Source organism: Nocardioides marinus, assembly GCF_013408145.1.
GTDB classification, from domain to species: Bacteria; Actinomycetota; Actinomycetes; order Propionibacteriales; family Nocardioidaceae; genus Nocardioides; species Nocardioides marinus.
The window spans coordinates 446,764-460,719 of the sequence record NZ_JACBZI010000001.1; the positions used below are offsets into that span (position 1 = coordinate 446,764).

The window sequence follows — 13,956 nt, forward strand, 5'->3', positions numbered from 1 at the left end:
CGGCATGAGCACCGACGCCGCCACCGGCACCACCGTGGTCCTCGACATCGACGGCACCCTCGTCGACTCCGTCTACCTGCACGTCCACGCCTGGTCGCGGGCCTTCCACCAGGTGGGGCTCACCGTGCCCTCGCACCGCATCCACGGCGCCATCGGGATGGGGGGCGACCGCATCGTCACCCACCTGGCCGGTGAGGCGGCCGAGGCCAGCATCGGCGACGACGTGCGAGCCCGGCACGACGAGCTCTTCGAGTCGGTGCTCGGCGACGTCCGGCCGACCAGGGGAGCCGGCGAGCTGCTCCAGGCGCTCCGCGACCGCGGGCTGCGGCTGGTCGTCGCGAGCTCGGCCAACACCGAGACCACCGACGCGCTCCTGGAGGCGGCCGGCGCGGCGACCCACGTCACCGAGGTCGTCACCGGCGACGACGTGGGTCGGTCCAAGCCGCACCCCGAGCCGGTGGAGCAGGTGCTGGACAAGGCCGGCGCCGGTGCCGCCTTCCTGCTCGGCGACGCCCCCTGGGACGGGGAGTCCGCGCGCGCCGCGGGGGTCCGGTTCGTCGGCGTGCGCACCGGTGGCTTCAGCGACGAGGTCCTGCGCGGGGCCGGCGCCGAGCACGTCTTCGACGACCCGGCCGACCTCCTCGAGCACCTCGACGACGTCCTGGGCTGACGCTCGTCCGGGCGGTGGGTGCTGAACCGTTCGGGGCTGCTGGAGGGTTGACCACTCACCGCTCCCGGGAGCCGTGCGCGGGCGGCGGTGGGTGCTGAACCGTTCGGGGCTGCTGGACGGTTCAGCACTCACCGCTCCCGGGCGCCTGCGGGGCGCGGGCTCAGCGCCCCGGGAGCCGCCGGTCCAGCACGGCCGCCCGGGCGGCGTTGGCGCCGGGCGCGCCGTGCACGCCGCCGCCGGGGTGGGCCGAGCTCGAGGCCAGGTAGAGCCCCCGCACGCCGGTGGTCGGCCGGCCGGTGCCGGGCCACGGGCGCAGCACGAGCATCTGGTGCAGCTGGGAGGTGCCGCCGTTGACGGCACCGCCGACCAGCGAGGCGTTGCGGGCCTGCAGCTCGCGCGGCCCGAGCACCCGGCGGGCCAGCACCCGGTCGCCGAACCCGGGGGCCAGCGCCTCGATCCGGGCCTGGATGCGGTCGCCGAAGCGCTCGGTCTCCGCCGCGTCCCACCGCCCGGTGAGCCCCTGCTCGCCCGCGTCGCCACGGACTCGGTGCGGCACGTGGGTGTAGGCCCACAGCGACTCGGTGCCCGCGGGGGAGCGGGTGGGGTCGGTGGTGGTCATCTGCCCGGCCAGGAGGTACGGCGCCGCGGGCACCAGCCCGGTCGCCACCTGGCTGGTGGCCTCGTGCATCTGCTCGGGGGAGTCCCCGACGTGGAAGCTGCCCGGCGCCACGGCGGGCGGGGTCGCCCACGGGACGGGGCCGGACAGCGCCCAGTCGACCTTCACGGTGGCCGGGTCGAGCTCGAAGTGGCGCAGCCCGCGGCGTACCCGTGCCGGGTGGTCGGCCTCCGGCACCAGCGAGCCCCACAGCACCGGGACGCTCACGGCGCCCAGCACGGCGTGCCGGGCGCGCACCTCCCGCCCCCCGGCGCGTACGCCGACGGCCCGCCCGCCCCGCACGACGACCTGCTCGACCGGGGTGCCGGTCCGCAGCTCCCCGCCCAGCGCGACGAACCGGCGGGCCATGGCGCGCGTGAGCTCCCCGGCGCCGCCGACTGGCACGGGGAAGCCGTCGGCCTGCGCGAGCATCGTCATGATCAGCCCGAACGCCCCTGAGCCCGGGGCGTCGAGGGGGATGTCGGCGTGGCCGGCGCTGCCGCTGACCAGCAGCCGGGCGGCATCGCCGCGGAAGCGCCCGCCGCCGGCACCGAGCGCGGGCGTGAGCAGCTCCCGGACGGTGCCGAGCCCGCCGTGCCGCGCCAGCGCGAGCCCGGTCCGGGCGCCCCCGCGGACCGGGGGGAACGGGCTCAGCAGCAGGTCGAGCAGGCCGGGACCGATCGCGTCCCACCGACGGCACAGGGCCAGCCACGGCTCGCCGTCGCCGGGGTGCTCGGCGTCCATGGCGGCGGCGGTGTCGTGGCGGTCGCGGTGCACCAGCGCCCACCGCCCCGGCAGGGGGTGCCCCAGCGGTGCGGGGGGCGTGGTCCAGCGCAGCCCGTGCGAGGTCAGGTCCAGGCCGCGGATGGCGGGGGAGACGGCGGCGAAGGGGTAGAACGCGCTGAAGGTGTCCTGGCGGAACCCGGGGTGCAGCTCCTCGTCGTGGCGCACCGCTCCGCCGACGTCGTCGGCGGCCTCGAGCAGCAGCACCGACCAGCCGGCGTCGGCGAGCAGGTTGGCCGCCACCAGGCCGTTGGGACCGCCACCGACGACCACCGCGTCCACGGTGGCGGGCAGCTCGGTCGACGTCATGGGTCGATCCTGTCGGGTCGCGCAAGCCCGGGCGAGCGGCGCGGCGGTGTCAGGCCGGCGGGGCGCTGCGGCGCTCGGCGAGGTAGGCCAGCCGGCGCAGGGTCTCGACGTTGCGCCACCCGATCAGCGCGTGCCGTGCGGGCGGGGGGACGAGCCTGCCGGGCCCGTGGCTGGCGTCCTCCTCGATGGTGACCAGCGTGTCGGCGCCCTGTGGCTCGAGGGTCAGCGTGACCGCTGCCTGGCCACCGGGCCACGCCTTGGCGGTCAGCCGCAGCATCCGGCCGGGGTCGCACTCCTCGGCCACGGTCTCGTCGTCGAGGAGCAGCGGCCAGGAGCCGACCGAGTGGTGCAGCCGCGCCCCCTGCGCCGGCCAGTGGTCGTCGACCTCGCGCATCCGGGAGGCCCCGACCACCCACAGCGGGTAGAGCCAGCCGTCGGCGAGGACGTCCCAGACCTGGTCCGGGGTGGCGTGGACGACGCGGGTGTTGGTGCTCATGCTCCTCACCCTTCCCCCGCAGGAGGCCCTGTCCCTCGCCCAGAGGTGTGAGGTCGGGGCCGATCTCAGGCGGGGAGCGACGAAGACGCCCGGAAGGGTGGGAGGACTCAGGGTGCGACGGGGCAGCGTCGGGGCAGCGGCGCGGAGGGCGCCGCGACCGCGATCTTGGGAGAGGGCCCCGTGGCCGAGAGCATCTGGTGGAAGCACCGCGACGTCCCCGTCCCGACGGGCGAGCCGCCGCACGAGCAGGTCGACGTCGCCGTCGTCGGCGCCGGGGTCACCGGGCTGACCGCGGCGCTGCTGCTGGCCCGCGCCGGCCGGAGCGTGGTCGTCATGGAGGCGCGGCACCCCGGCGCGGTCACCACCGGCCGCACCACGGGCAAGGTCTCGGCCCTGCAGGGCACGATGCTCTCCCGGATCCTCCGCGCCGGGCGGCGCGAGTCGGCGGCGGCGTACGTCGCCAGCACGCTGCGTGCCCAGCAGTGGCTCGCCGACGAGGCGACCGGGCTGGGGCTGGACCTCGAGCAGCGGCCGGCCGCGACCTACGCCCCCACCTCCCGGGCCACGGCTGCGGTACGCCGCGAGCACGAGGCGGCCCGCGACCTCGGCCTGCCGGTGCGCTGGTCGGACGCCCCCGACCTCCCCGTCCCCGCGGTCGCGGCGACGCTGCTCGACGACCAGCTCCAGCTCGACCCGGGCCAGCTCGTCGAGCGACTGCTCGCCGCGGCGCTCGAGGCTGGTGCCACGGTCGTGGGTGACGCGCGCGTGCAGCGGGTGCGGCAGCGGCGCGACGGGGTGCACCTCCACGTGGCGCGGACCGACGGCGAGGCCGACGTCCACGCGCGGCACGTGCTGCTGGCCACCGGGGCGCCGGTGGTGGACCGACGGATGCACTTCGCCCGGCTGACCGCCCAGCGCAGCTACATCGTCGCCTTCGACACCGCCGAGGTGCCGGAGACGATGACGCTGTCCGCCGGCGGGCCGAGCCGCTCCTTCCGGGGCGCCGAGGTCGACGGCCGACGGGTGCTGCTCGTCGGCGGCGCCGGGCACGAGACCGGTCGCGGGCGTGCCGAGAACAAGCGTGTCGACGAGCTGCGCCGGTGGACCGCCGAGCACTGGCCCGACGCCGTCGAGCTCGGTGCCTGGTCGGCGCAGGACTACACGACCACCGACCACCTGCCGCTGGTCGGCAGCCTGGGCGGGCCCAGCCCCGACGTGCACCTCGCCACCGGCTTCAACAAGTGGGGGCTGACCAGCGGCGTCGCCGCCGCCCTGGCCTTCGCCGGCGAGGTCCTCGGCGTCCGCGAGCCGTGGGTCGACGACCTCTACGGCCGCCGGGCCCGGCTGCGCGACGTCCCCGCGCTCGCCGGCATCCAGGTCGGGGTCGCCCTCGGCGGTGCCGCTGCCGCGGCGGGCCTGGCGGCGCCCGTCGAGACCTCCGGTCGCCGGGCGGTGGGGGAGGACTGCCGGCTGCTGCCGGTCTGCACCCACCTCGGCGGCCCGCTGCGCTGGAACCCCCACGAGGGCAGCTACGACTGCCCCCTGCACGGCTCCCGCTTCGACCGGGACGGCCGGGTCCTCGAAGGCCCGGCCACCCGGCCGCTGCGTCGCCTGCCCACCAGGGACTGACCCTCCGGGGTCGAGTCCCGCCCCCTGACCTCCCGGTCCGGTCCCCGCCGCGTCAGCGCCGGGCACCGGGCCGGGACGACCGAGGACGGCCCGTCCGTCCGCCCCCCGCACGAAGGAGCACCCATGAGTGACCCGACGCGAGACCAGATCCCCGGCGCCCCCGCCCCCCAGCCGCCCTCGGTGGAGGAGCCCGGCACGCCCCACGACCCGCTGCCCCCCAAGCCCGACCACGGCGCCCCGGAGCTGCGCACCGCCACCGGCGAGGCGCTGGAGGGCGAGGAGGGCACCGCCCGTGGCCAGCAGGGCCGCTGGCTGACCACCGCCACCGGCGTGAAGCTGCGCGACACCGACCACTCGCTCAAGGCCGGACCGCGCGGCCCGACCCTGCTGCAGGACCACCACCTGCGCGAGAAGATCACCCACTTCGACCACGAGCGCATCCCCGAGCGGGTCGTGCACGCCCGTGGAGCCGCCGCCCACGGCTACTTCGAGGGCTACGGCACCGCCGGTGAGATCTGCCTGGCCGGCGTCTTCGAGGAGGGCCGTCGCACGCCGACGTTCGTCCGCTTCTCCACGGTGCTGGGCAGCCGGGGGTCGGCCGACACCGTGCGCGACACCCGCGGGTTCGCGACTAAGTTCTACACCGACGAGGGCACCTGGGACCTGGTCGGCAACAACATGCCGGTCTTCTTCATCCAGGACGGCATCAAGTTCCCCGACATCATCCACGCAGGCAAGCCGCACCCGGACCGCGAGATCCCCCAGGCGCAGTCCGCGCACGACACCTTCTGGGACTTCGTCTCCCTGCACACCGAGGCCCAGCACCACACGATCTGGAACATGTCCGACCGCGGCATCCCGCGCTCCTACCGGATGATGGAGGGCTTCGGCGTGCACACCTTCCGGGTGGTCAACGCCGAGGGTGCGACCTCCCTGGTGAAGTTCCACTGGAAGCCGAAGCTCGGCGTGCACTCCCTCACCTGGGAGGAGGCGCAGATGCTCGGCGGGCTCGACCCCGACTTCCACCGCCGGGACCTCGCCGACGCCATCGAGGCCGGCGCGTTCCCGGAGTGGGAGCTGGGTGTCCAGGTCTTCCCCGACACCGACGACCAGACCTTCCACGGCATCGACCTGCTCGACCCGACCAAGCTGGTGCCGGAGGAGATCGCACCGGTGCAGCCGATCGGCAAGATGGTGCTGGACCGCAACCCCACCAACTACTTCGCCGAGACCGAGCAGGTCGCCTTCCACACCGGGCACCTCGTGCCCGGCATCGACGTCACCGACGACCCGCTGCTGCAGGCCCGCAACTTCTCCTACCTCGACACCCAGCTCTCGCGGCTGGGCGGGCCGAACTTCAACCAGCTGCCCATCAACCGCCCGCACGCCCCGGTCAACGACATGCTCCGCGACGGCATGCACCAGCACGCGGTGCACCCGGGTGTCGCGCCCTACCGGCCCAACTCCCTCGACGGCGGGTGCCCCTTCAGCCTGGAGAACCAGGGCGAGGACCTCAGCGACGAGCAGAAGCGGGCCTTCGTCGACGCCGCCGCGAGCATCGAGGCCAGCCGCAAGGTCCGGGCCAACCCCGCGTCGTACGACGACCACTTCAGCCAGGCGCGGCTCTTCTGGCTGTCGTTGAGCCCGGTGGAGAAGGAGCACGTGGTCCGGGCCTACACCTTCGAGCTCGGCAAGTGCTACGAGCAGGCGATCAAGGAGCGTCAGCTGGTCGCGCTGGCCAGCATCGACGCCGACCTGTGCGAGCAGGTGGCCACCGGGCTCGGCCTGCCCGCCCCCGACCCCTCGGTGGCGGTGGCCGACGTCGAGGGCAGCCCCGCGCTCTCGCAGCTGGGCGGGACCTGGCCGGTCGACGGCCGCATCATCGGGCTGGTCGTGGACACCACCACCAGCGCCGCGCAGGTGCAGCCGGTGCGCGAGGCCGTGCTGGCCGCCGGGATGGTCCCCTTCGTCGTCGGCCCACGCGGCGGTGAGATCGACGGCGTGCCGGTGCAGCGGACCTTCGCCACGGGCCGCTCGGTCGAGCTCGACGCCGTGCTGCTGATCGCCGCGCCCGTCCCCGCCCCGGACGCGCTGGGGGCCCGCGACGAGAAGGCGGCAGGCGAGGCCGCGGTCGACCCGCGGGTGCGGCTGCTGGTGGAGGAGTGCTTCCGGCACAGCAAGGCGGTCGGCGCCACCTCCGCGGGCCAGGCGGTCCTGGAGTCGGCCGGTGTCGCCGCGGACGCTCCCGGCGTCGTCGTCGCCGACGACCCCGAGGCCGCCTGGGAGCAGCTCGCCGAGCTGCTGCCCGCCCACCGGGTGTGGGACCGCTTCCCGGCGGCACTGGCGTGACCCCCACCCACCCCGACCCGTCCATCCGGGCGCCCCGGCCACCCCGGGCACCCCGTACGAGAGGAGAGGCACGATGAAGGCAGTCACCTGGCAGGCCCCCCGCAAGGTCAGCGTCGACGAGGTCCCCGACCCGACCATCCAGGAGGCCACCGACGCGATCATCCGGGTCACCACGACCGGGCTGTGCGGCTCCGACCTGCACCTCTACGAGCCGCTCGCGCCGTTCATGAACGCCGGCGACGTCATCGGCCACGAGCCGATGGGCATCGTCGAGGAGGTCGGCCCCGGCGTCCGCGACCTCGAGGTCGGCGACCGCGTGGTGGTGCCGTTCAACGTCTGCTGCGGCAGCTGCTGGACCTGCTCGCGGGGTCTGCACAGTCAGTGCGAGACCACCCAGAACCACGAGCACGGCACCGGCGCCAGCATGCTCGGCTACTCCTCGCTGTACGGGGCCGTCCCCGGCGGGCAGGCCGAGCTGCTGCGGGTGCCGTTCGCCGACTTCATGCCGATGAAGGTGCCGGAGGGTCCGGTCGACGACCGCTTCGTGCTCCTCTCCGACGTGCTGCCGACCGCCTGGCAGGGCGTGGAGTACGCCGCGCTCCCGACCGACGGGGTGCTGCTGGTCATGGGCGCCGGCCCGATCGGCGACATGGCCGCCCGGATCGCCCTGCAGCGCGGGCATCGGGTGATCGTGGCCGACCGCGAGCGCGACCGGCTGGCCCGCGTGGCCGCGCGCGGCGCGGAGACCGTGGACCTCAACGACGTCGACGACCTCGGCGAGGAGGTGCGGTCGCGCACCGGCGGCCGCGGCCCGGACTCGGTCATCGACGCCGTGGGCATGGAGGCCTTCGGCAACCCGGTGGTCGAGGCCAGCCACAAGGTCGTGGGGATGCTGCCCGACGCCCTGGCCGGCCCGTTCATGCAGGCCGCCGGGGTGGACCGGCTGGCGGCGCTGCACGGCGCCATCGACGCCGTGCGCCGCGGCGGCACGGTCTCGCTGCTGGGCGTCTACGGCGGGGCCGTCGACCCGATGCCGTTGATGCAGATGTTCGACAAGCAGATCCAGGTGCGGATGGGCCAGGCCAACGTCCGTCGCTGGACCGACGACATCATGCCGCTGCTCCTGGACGACGCCGACCCGCTCGGCACCGAGGAGTTCGTGACCCACCGGCTCCCGCTCGACGAGGCCCCCGAGGCCTACGAGCGGTTCCGGGACAAGGAGGACGGCGTCGTCAAGGTGGTCTTCACCCCCTGACGCCGAGAGGTCGCCCGCGCACGGCCGAGAGGTCACGGACGCACGGGCCGGCATCCCCGATCGGGGGGTGCCGGCCCGTCGGCGTACGCCGTGGGGCTCAGGCGGGCTTCAGCAGCTGCCGCTCGCGCACCAGGTCGGTGGCCAGCGTGCGGTAGCCGACGCGGTCGAAGAGCACGGTGACGGTGTCGCGGGTCAGGTCGGTGATGGTGCCCCGGCCGAAGCGCCGGTGCTTGACCCCGGACTCCGGGCGCAGGCCGTCGAGGTCGCGCAGCGTCTCCAGCGGCTCCGCGCCGCCCTCGGCGGAGCAGGTGTCGCAGCGCCCGCAGGGCTCGGCGGACAGGTCGCCGAAGTGGTGCCGCAGCACCAGGTCGCGACAGTGGGCGGAGTCGGCGTACTCCCGGACCCGCTCGACCTGGGTGCGGCGCAGGGTCCGCTCGGCCTCCGCCCGGCGACGTACGACGTCGGCCAGCCGGTCCACGGGCTCCGACGGGTCAGCGCCGCCGGCGGACAGCAGCGCCAGGACCCGGCCGACGGTCCGTCGCCCCAGGCCCGTGGTCGAGGCGAGCGTCCGCACGTCGGCGTCCGGCGCCTCCCGCCAGGCCTCGGCGACCCGCCGCACCGACGCGCTGCGCGGCCGGCCCCCGGCGAAGAAGTGCCCCAGGGCGAGGTCCTCGTCGCGGAACAGCATCTCCGCGACGGCGCGACGCCCGTCCCGACCCGCACGCCCGGACTCCTGGTAGTAGACGTCGAGCGACTCCGGGGCCTGCGCGTGCAGCACGAAGCGGACCTCGGGCTGGTGCACGCCCATGCCGAACGCCGAGGTCGCGACGACCACGTCGACGTCCCCGGCGTGGAAGGCGTCGTGCACCTCCTCGCGCCGGTCACGGGGGAGGCCCGCGTGGTAGGCGGGTGCGCGCAGGCCGGCCTCGGCCAGGTGCGCGGCGAGGGTCTCGGCGTCGCGCCGGGTGCGCACGTAGACCAGGCCCAGCCCGCCCTCGGTCTCCTCGCGCAGGGCGCGGACCCGCTCCTCGACGGTGCCGGCCCGCTCGGAGTCCTCGTGCAGCCGCAGCACCCGCAGCGCCAGGTCGGGGCGCTCGAAGCCCAGCACCTGCTCGGTGCCGCCGAGCCCCAGCACCCGGTGCACGTCCTTGCGGACCGCCGAGGAGGCGGTCGCAGTCACCGCCACGGTCGGCGGGGAGCCCCACGCCTCACGGACCTGCCCGAGCGCGGCGTACGACGGGCGGAAGTCGGTGCCCCATGTCGAGACGCAGTGCGCCTCGTCGACGGCCAGCAGCGCCGGCGGGTGCTCGGCCAGCAGGTCGCGCAGCCGGCCGCCAGCGAGCTGCTCGGGCGAGGTGTAGAGCAGCCGCAGCGTGCCGGCGCGGACGGCCTCCTCGGTGGCGTCGAGGTCGCCCGCGGACTCCGCCGAGGTCCACCGTGCGGCGAAGCCCTCGCCGGCGCTGGCGTCGAGCCCCCGCACCTGGTCGCCGGCGAGGCTGAGCAGTGGCGTGACGACGACGCACAGTCGCTCCGCGGCCGCCGCGGCGAGCTGGAACACCAGCGACTTCCCGGTGCCGGTAGGGGCCACGAGCAGCACGTCGTGCCCCTCCAGGAGCCGGCGTACGGCGGTGAGCTGGTCGGTCGTGGGCTCGGCGACGTCGAGCAGGTCGGCGGCGAGCGAGCAGAGCTGGGGGTCCGAGACGGTCACGCCCTCCGGTACCCCGCGCCGGGGCACCCGCAGCCACCCCTCGGGGTGCCAGTGGCGGGCCCTCAGGAACCCTCTGGTGCGTCCCCGTCCCACGCCGCGACGACTTCGTCGGCAGTTCGGACCTGCTGGCGGTGCTGGACGCGAAGCATCTCCAGGGTGTGGTCGTGCTCGTCGGGGTCCAGCGAGGCCGTGGCGTCCGAGACCAGGACGACCTGCAGGTCGTGCGCGAACGCGTCGCGCGCGGTGGCCGCCACGCAGGACTCGGTGCTCACCCCGCACAGCACCACCCGGCGTACGTCGAGGGCGGCGAGACGCTCTCCCAGGTCGGTGCCGAAGAAGGCGCTGTCGCGGGTCTTGACCACGCAGTCCGCCTCGCCGGGCTCGAGCCCCTCGGCCCGCTGTGCCCCCGGGGTGTCCCGGACGACGACGCCCTGGTCGTCCTCGAGCATGGTGAGGGTCCAGGTGCTGCGGTCCGGCTCGTGCTCGGTGCGGATCTCGACGACGGGTACGCCGTGGCGGTGCGCGGCGTCGGCGAGCCGGTTGCAGGCCGCCACCACGTCGTGGCGGCAGCGGGCCAGCTCGTCGTCGGCGAAGTAGTCGACCTGCAGGTCGACGAGCAGCAGGGCGTCTCCAGCAGCTTCCGGGGCGGGCATGGCCCCAGCGTTCCCCGCCGCGGGCGGGCCCCATGCACCGAGCGGCTCCCACGAAGGGGTGAGACCGGGACACGACGTCCCACCCCCTCGGGCGGTGGGCTGCGCCGGTGGGCGACCTAGCGTCGTGGACATGACCACCATCGCCTTCCTGACCTCGGCCGAGGGCATCGAGCGAGCAGAGCTCGTGGAGCCCTGGCAGGCCGTCACCGACGCCGGGCACGACGCCGTGCTGCTGAGCCCCGAGACGGGGGAGGTGCAGCTGTTCGAGCACCTCGACAAGGCCGACACCCGCCCCGTCGACAAGGCCGTGGGTGAGGCCTCCATCGACGACTACGCCGCCCTCGTCCTCCCCGGCGGCGTCGCGAACCCCGACGCCCTGCGCCTGGACGAGGCCGCCGTCGCCTTCGTCCGCGACTTCGTCGCCTCCGGCAAGCCGGTCGCGGCCATCTGCCACGCGCCGTGGACCCTGATCGAGGCCGGCGTCCTCGAGGGACGCACGCTCACCTCCTGGCCCAGCCTGCAGACCGACATCCGCAACGCCGGCGGCACCTGGGTCGACGAGAAGGTCGTCGCCGACGGCAACCTGATCACCAGCCGCAACCCCGGCGACATCCCGGCGTTCAACAACGCGCTGCTCGAGGCCGTCACGCACGGAGCCGGCAGCACCGGCTCCTGACCCCTTCCCGGCTCTGTGGCTCGGCCCCGTCGCTGCGGTGGCGGGGCCGAGCGCTGCCCGGACGTCTGGTCGGACGTGCTGCGACGCCCGCCCCCGGGGGCGCCGCGACCGGGAAGGATTCCGGCCCCCGGCCGCGGCCGTTCCCGACGATCACCCCTGCGGGTGGAAGCACCACCCGGATGTGGCGATTCGAGAGCGAGAACGTCTCGATGGTGCTCCGCGCAGGCACCTCGCCAAACCACCCGGCCGGGTAGGCGTGAGCGCTCACCGGCCGGCCACCGTCGCCACGGCCGCGGCACAGGTGCCCCGACGGGATGCCACCGGGTGGGGCGCGGTGTGAGACAGTGGTCCCGTTCGCACCCCGTGGACCAGGAGCAGCAGCTCCCGGGACCCCCACCGCTCGGCCCGATCGTCCGGCCCCAGGGCTGGCCCGACCGGCCCGACCACCGGCAGCGAGTCCCCTCAGGCGGTGCGAGCGCCGGCCTGCGCCGCCGTCCCCGGAACCCGCCGGGACGCCTGGCCCGGACCGACCGCCGTGCGGCCCACCGAGGGCCCGCCGGCCCGGAGGAGGAGCGAGTGGCTCGACGGCCCCAGCGTCGCAGCAACGGTCAGCGTGCCCAGCGACGGGTGCGCGACCTCGACAACGAGGGGATCATCCCCGTCCTCGCACGCGCGGTGCGCGAGGTGGAGGGTGCCGCCCAGCGCGGTGCCGTGCCGCCGAGCGCCCGCACGAAGTTCCAGGTCGTGGGGCTGCTGGTGCGTGAGGAGCGGTCGCGGATCAAGGCCGACACCGAGGTCAGCGAGAGCCAGCGCGCCGAGCAGCTCAAGCGGCTCGACGGCATCGCCACCATCCTCGCCAAGACCGCCACGCGCGACACCACGCTGCTGCACCTGCTGGCCGAGGACGCCGAGGTCGGCGAGGCCGCCGAGGACCTGCGCCGGGAGATGAAGAAGCGCGCCGGCCTCGAGGTGCCCGACGAGCCCGAGGTCGACGAGGACGACCCGGACGCCCCGGTCCTCGAGAAGCGCGTCGTCCCGCAGAGCGTCATCGCCCGCCGGCTCGCCAACCCCTTCCTCGTCCCCGACTTCACCGGTGCGGCCGCCCAGCACGCCCGCCCCCGCCGGCTGGCCGGCTGGGAGCTGCTGGGCCCCCTCTTCCGCTCCTTCGAGTACGGCGGGGCGTCGGCGTGCATGCCGCTGCCCGAGCCCGGGTCGCTGGTCGCCGCCTCGGGCCGCGAGCTGATGAAGCACCAGTCGCAGGTGGTCGAGGCCGCCGCCCAGGGCCACCGCACCTTCCTGCTGGCCGACGAGCCGGGCCTGGGCAAGACCGCCCAGGCGCTGCTGGCCGCGCAGGCTGCCGACGCCTACCCGTTGCTCGTGGTGGTGCCCAACGTCGTCAAGACCAGCTGGGCCCGCGAGGCCGGCATCTGGACGCCCGGTCGCACGTCCACGGTCATCCACGGTGACGGCTACGACGTCGACGGCTGGGCCGACATCGTCGTGGTCAACTACGAGATCCTCGACCGACACGTCGGCTGGCTCGGCGACTTCGGGTTCAAGGGGATGGTCGTCGACGAGGCGCACTTCATCAAGAACAAGACCTCCCAGCGCTCCCAGCACGTGCTGCACCTCGCCGACCGGCTGCGTGCCCGCTACGCCCGGCCGCTGCTGATGGCGCTCACCGGCACCCCGCTGATCAACGACATCGAGGACTTCCGCGCGATCTGGCAGTTCCTCGGCTGGATCGACGACAAGGTCCCGCTCGGCCCGCTGATGGAGGCCCTGGAGGAGACCGGGCTCAGCCCGGCCGACGGCCCGGCGTTCTACGGCGCCGCCCGCACCTGCGTGGTCAACCAGGGCATCGTGCGTCGCCGCAAGGTCGACGTCGCCGCCGACATCCCCGCCCGTCGGGTCGCCGACCTCCCGGTCGAGCTCGACGACGCGATCGGCCGGTCCATCAAGGCCGCGGAGAAGGAGCTGGCGCGCCGGATGGTGGCCCGCTACCACTCCGCGCTCGAGACCCGGGTCTCCGGCCGTACCGTCGAGGGCATCGACCACGAGCTGGTCCGCCGCGTCGCCGGCTGGGAGCTCGAGGACTCCTCGAGCAAGAAGGACGGCGAGAACGTCTTCTCGATGGTGCGCCGCATCGGCCAGGCCAAGGCCGGCCTGGCCGCCGACTACGCCGCCCAGCTGGCGCGCAACGTCGGCAAGGTCGTCTTCTTCGCCAAGCACGTCGACGTCATGGACGCCGCCGAGAAGCTCTTCGCGGAGCGCGGCATCCGCTACGCCTCCATCCGCGGCGACCAGACGCCCAAGGCCCGCCAGGCCGCGATCGACTCCTTCACCGAGGACCCCGACGTGCAGGTCGTCGTCTGCTCGCTGATGGCCGCCGGCGTCGGGCTGAACCTCCAGGTGGCCTCCAACCTGGTCCTCGCCGAGCTGTCGTGGACCGACGCCGAGCAGACCCAGGCGATCGACCGCATCCACCGCATCGGCCAGGAGGAGCCGGTCACCGCGTGGCGCGTCATCGCCGCGCACACGATCGACACCCGCATCGCCGAGCTCATCGACTCCAAGGCCGGCCTCGCCGCCCGGGCGCTCGACGGGTCCGACGAGGAGATCGGCGCCAGCTCCGACATCCAGCTCGAGGCCCTGGTCTCGCTGCTCACCGCGGCGCTGGAGGAGGAGGAGCGGCAGCGGGCCAGGCGGGCCCGTGCGCTGCGCACCGAGGCGGTCTACGCCGGGTAGCGGACCGCGGCCCGGTGACGACGGG

10 protein-coding genes are annotated in these 13,956 nt (G+C 74.9%); 6 read left to right on the forward strand and 4 right to left on the reverse strand.

Features of this window, described 5'->3' with window-relative positions:
- Positions 1–4: 4 nt before the first annotated feature.
- Positions 5–670: an HAD family hydrolase gene (locus BKA05_RS02260; protein ID WP_179529974.1), complete on the forward strand. Its 666-nt coding sequence runs from the start codon at positions 5–7 to the stop codon at positions 668–670.
- 160 nt (positions 671–830) lie between these two features.
- Here BKA05_RS02260 and BKA05_RS02265 read toward each other — a convergent pair whose 3' ends face one another.
- Positions 831–2,417, reverse strand: coding sequence for a phytoene desaturase family protein (locus BKA05_RS02265; protein ID WP_179529975.1), 1,587 nt, complete (start codon positions 2,415–2,417; stop codon positions 831–833).
- A 49-nt stretch (positions 2,418–2,466) separates the two neighbouring features.
- A complete protein-coding gene (locus BKA05_RS02270; protein WP_179529976.1) occupies positions 2,467–2,913 on the reverse strand; it encodes an SRPBCC family protein in 447 nt (148 codons plus the stop codon).
- A gap of 180 nt (positions 2,914–3,093) precedes the next feature.
- On the opposite strand from BKA05_RS02270, the gene BKA05_RS02275 reads away from it, so the two are divergent.
- The 3 genes from BKA05_RS02275 to BKA05_RS02285 all read left to right on the forward strand — a co-directional run bounded on the left by BKA05_RS02275 (position 3,094) and on the right by BKA05_RS02285 (position 8,146).
- Positions 3,094–4,542, forward strand: a complete 1,449-nt coding sequence (locus BKA05_RS02275) for an FAD-dependent oxidoreductase (RefSeq protein ID WP_179529977.1) — start codon at positions 3,094–3,096, stop codon at positions 4,540–4,542.
- Positions 4,543–4,665: 123 nt separating this feature from the next.
- Complete coding sequence (locus BKA05_RS02280) at positions 4,666–6,891, forward strand: catalase (protein WP_179529978.1); 2,226 nt, start codon at positions 4,666–4,668, stop codon at positions 6,889–6,891.
- A gap of 73 nt (positions 6,892–6,964) precedes the next feature.
- Entirely contained in the window at positions 6,965–8,146 is a 1,182-nt protein-coding gene (locus BKA05_RS02285) for an alcohol dehydrogenase catalytic domain-containing protein (protein WP_179529979.1), read from the forward strand.
- Positions 8,147–8,243: 97 nt separating this feature from the next.
- On the opposite strand, the gene BKA05_RS02290 is transcribed toward BKA05_RS02285, so the two are convergent.
- Together BKA05_RS02290 and BKA05_RS02295 are read right to left on the reverse strand one after the other, a co-directional pair.
- Entirely contained in the window at positions 8,244–9,854 is a 1,611-nt protein-coding gene (locus tag BKA05_RS02290) for a RecQ family ATP-dependent DNA helicase (protein WP_179529980.1), read from the reverse strand.
- Positions 9,855–9,916: 62 nt separating this feature from the next.
- The gene (locus tag BKA05_RS02295) at positions 9,917–10,507 is read right to left on the reverse strand and encodes a cysteine hydrolase family protein (protein ID WP_179529981.1); all 591 of its coding nucleotides are present in this window, start codon (positions 10,505–10,507) and stop codon (positions 9,917–9,919) included.
- A gap of 130 nt (positions 10,508–10,637) precedes the next feature.
- On the opposite strand from BKA05_RS02295, the gene BKA05_RS02300 reads away from it, so the two are divergent.
- Both BKA05_RS02300 and BKA05_RS02305 read left to right on the forward strand, forming a co-directional pair.
- Positions 10,638–11,183 carry a type 1 glutamine amidotransferase domain-containing protein gene (locus BKA05_RS02300; RefSeq protein WP_179529982.1) on the forward strand — a complete coding sequence of 182 codons (546 nt, stop codon included), beginning with the start codon at positions 10,638–10,640 and terminating at the stop codon, positions 11,181–11,183.
- Between the two features lie 576 nt (positions 11,184–11,759).
- Positions 11,760–13,931 carry an SNF2-related protein gene (locus BKA05_RS02305; protein ID WP_179529983.1) on the forward strand — a complete coding sequence of 724 codons (2,172 nt, stop codon included), beginning with the start codon at positions 11,760–11,762 and terminating at the stop codon, positions 13,929–13,931.
- The last annotated feature ends 25 nt before the right edge of the window (positions 13,932–13,956 follow it).

Bases quoted from the DNA above. Each gene is read 5' to 3' on its own strand.
- BKA05_RS02260 (WP_179529974.1), top strand. From the start codon at position 5: ATGAGCACCGACGCCGCCACCGGCACCACCGTGGTCCTCGACATCGAC.
- BKA05_RS02265 (WP_179529975.1), bottom strand. From the start codon at position 2,417: ATGACGTCGACCGAGCTGCCCGCCACCGTGGACGCGGTGGTCGTCGGT.
- BKA05_RS02270 (WP_179529976.1), bottom strand. From the start codon at position 2,913: ATGAGCACCAACACCCGCGTCGTCCACGCCACCCCGGACCAGGTCTGG.
- BKA05_RS02280 (WP_179529978.1), top strand. From the start codon at position 4,666: ATGAGTGACCCGACGCGAGACCAGATCCCCGGCGCCCCCGCCCCCCAG.
- BKA05_RS02285 (WP_179529979.1), top strand. From the start codon at position 6,965: ATGAAGGCAGTCACCTGGCAGGCCCCCCGCAAGGTCAGCGTCGACGAG.
- BKA05_RS02295 (WP_179529981.1), bottom strand. From the start codon at position 10,507: ATGCCCGCCCCGGAAGCTGCTGGAGACGCCCTGCTGCTCGTCGACCTG.
- BKA05_RS02300 (WP_179529982.1), top strand. From the start codon at position 10,638: ATGACCACCATCGCCTTCCTGACCTCGGCCGAGGGCATCGAGCGAGCA.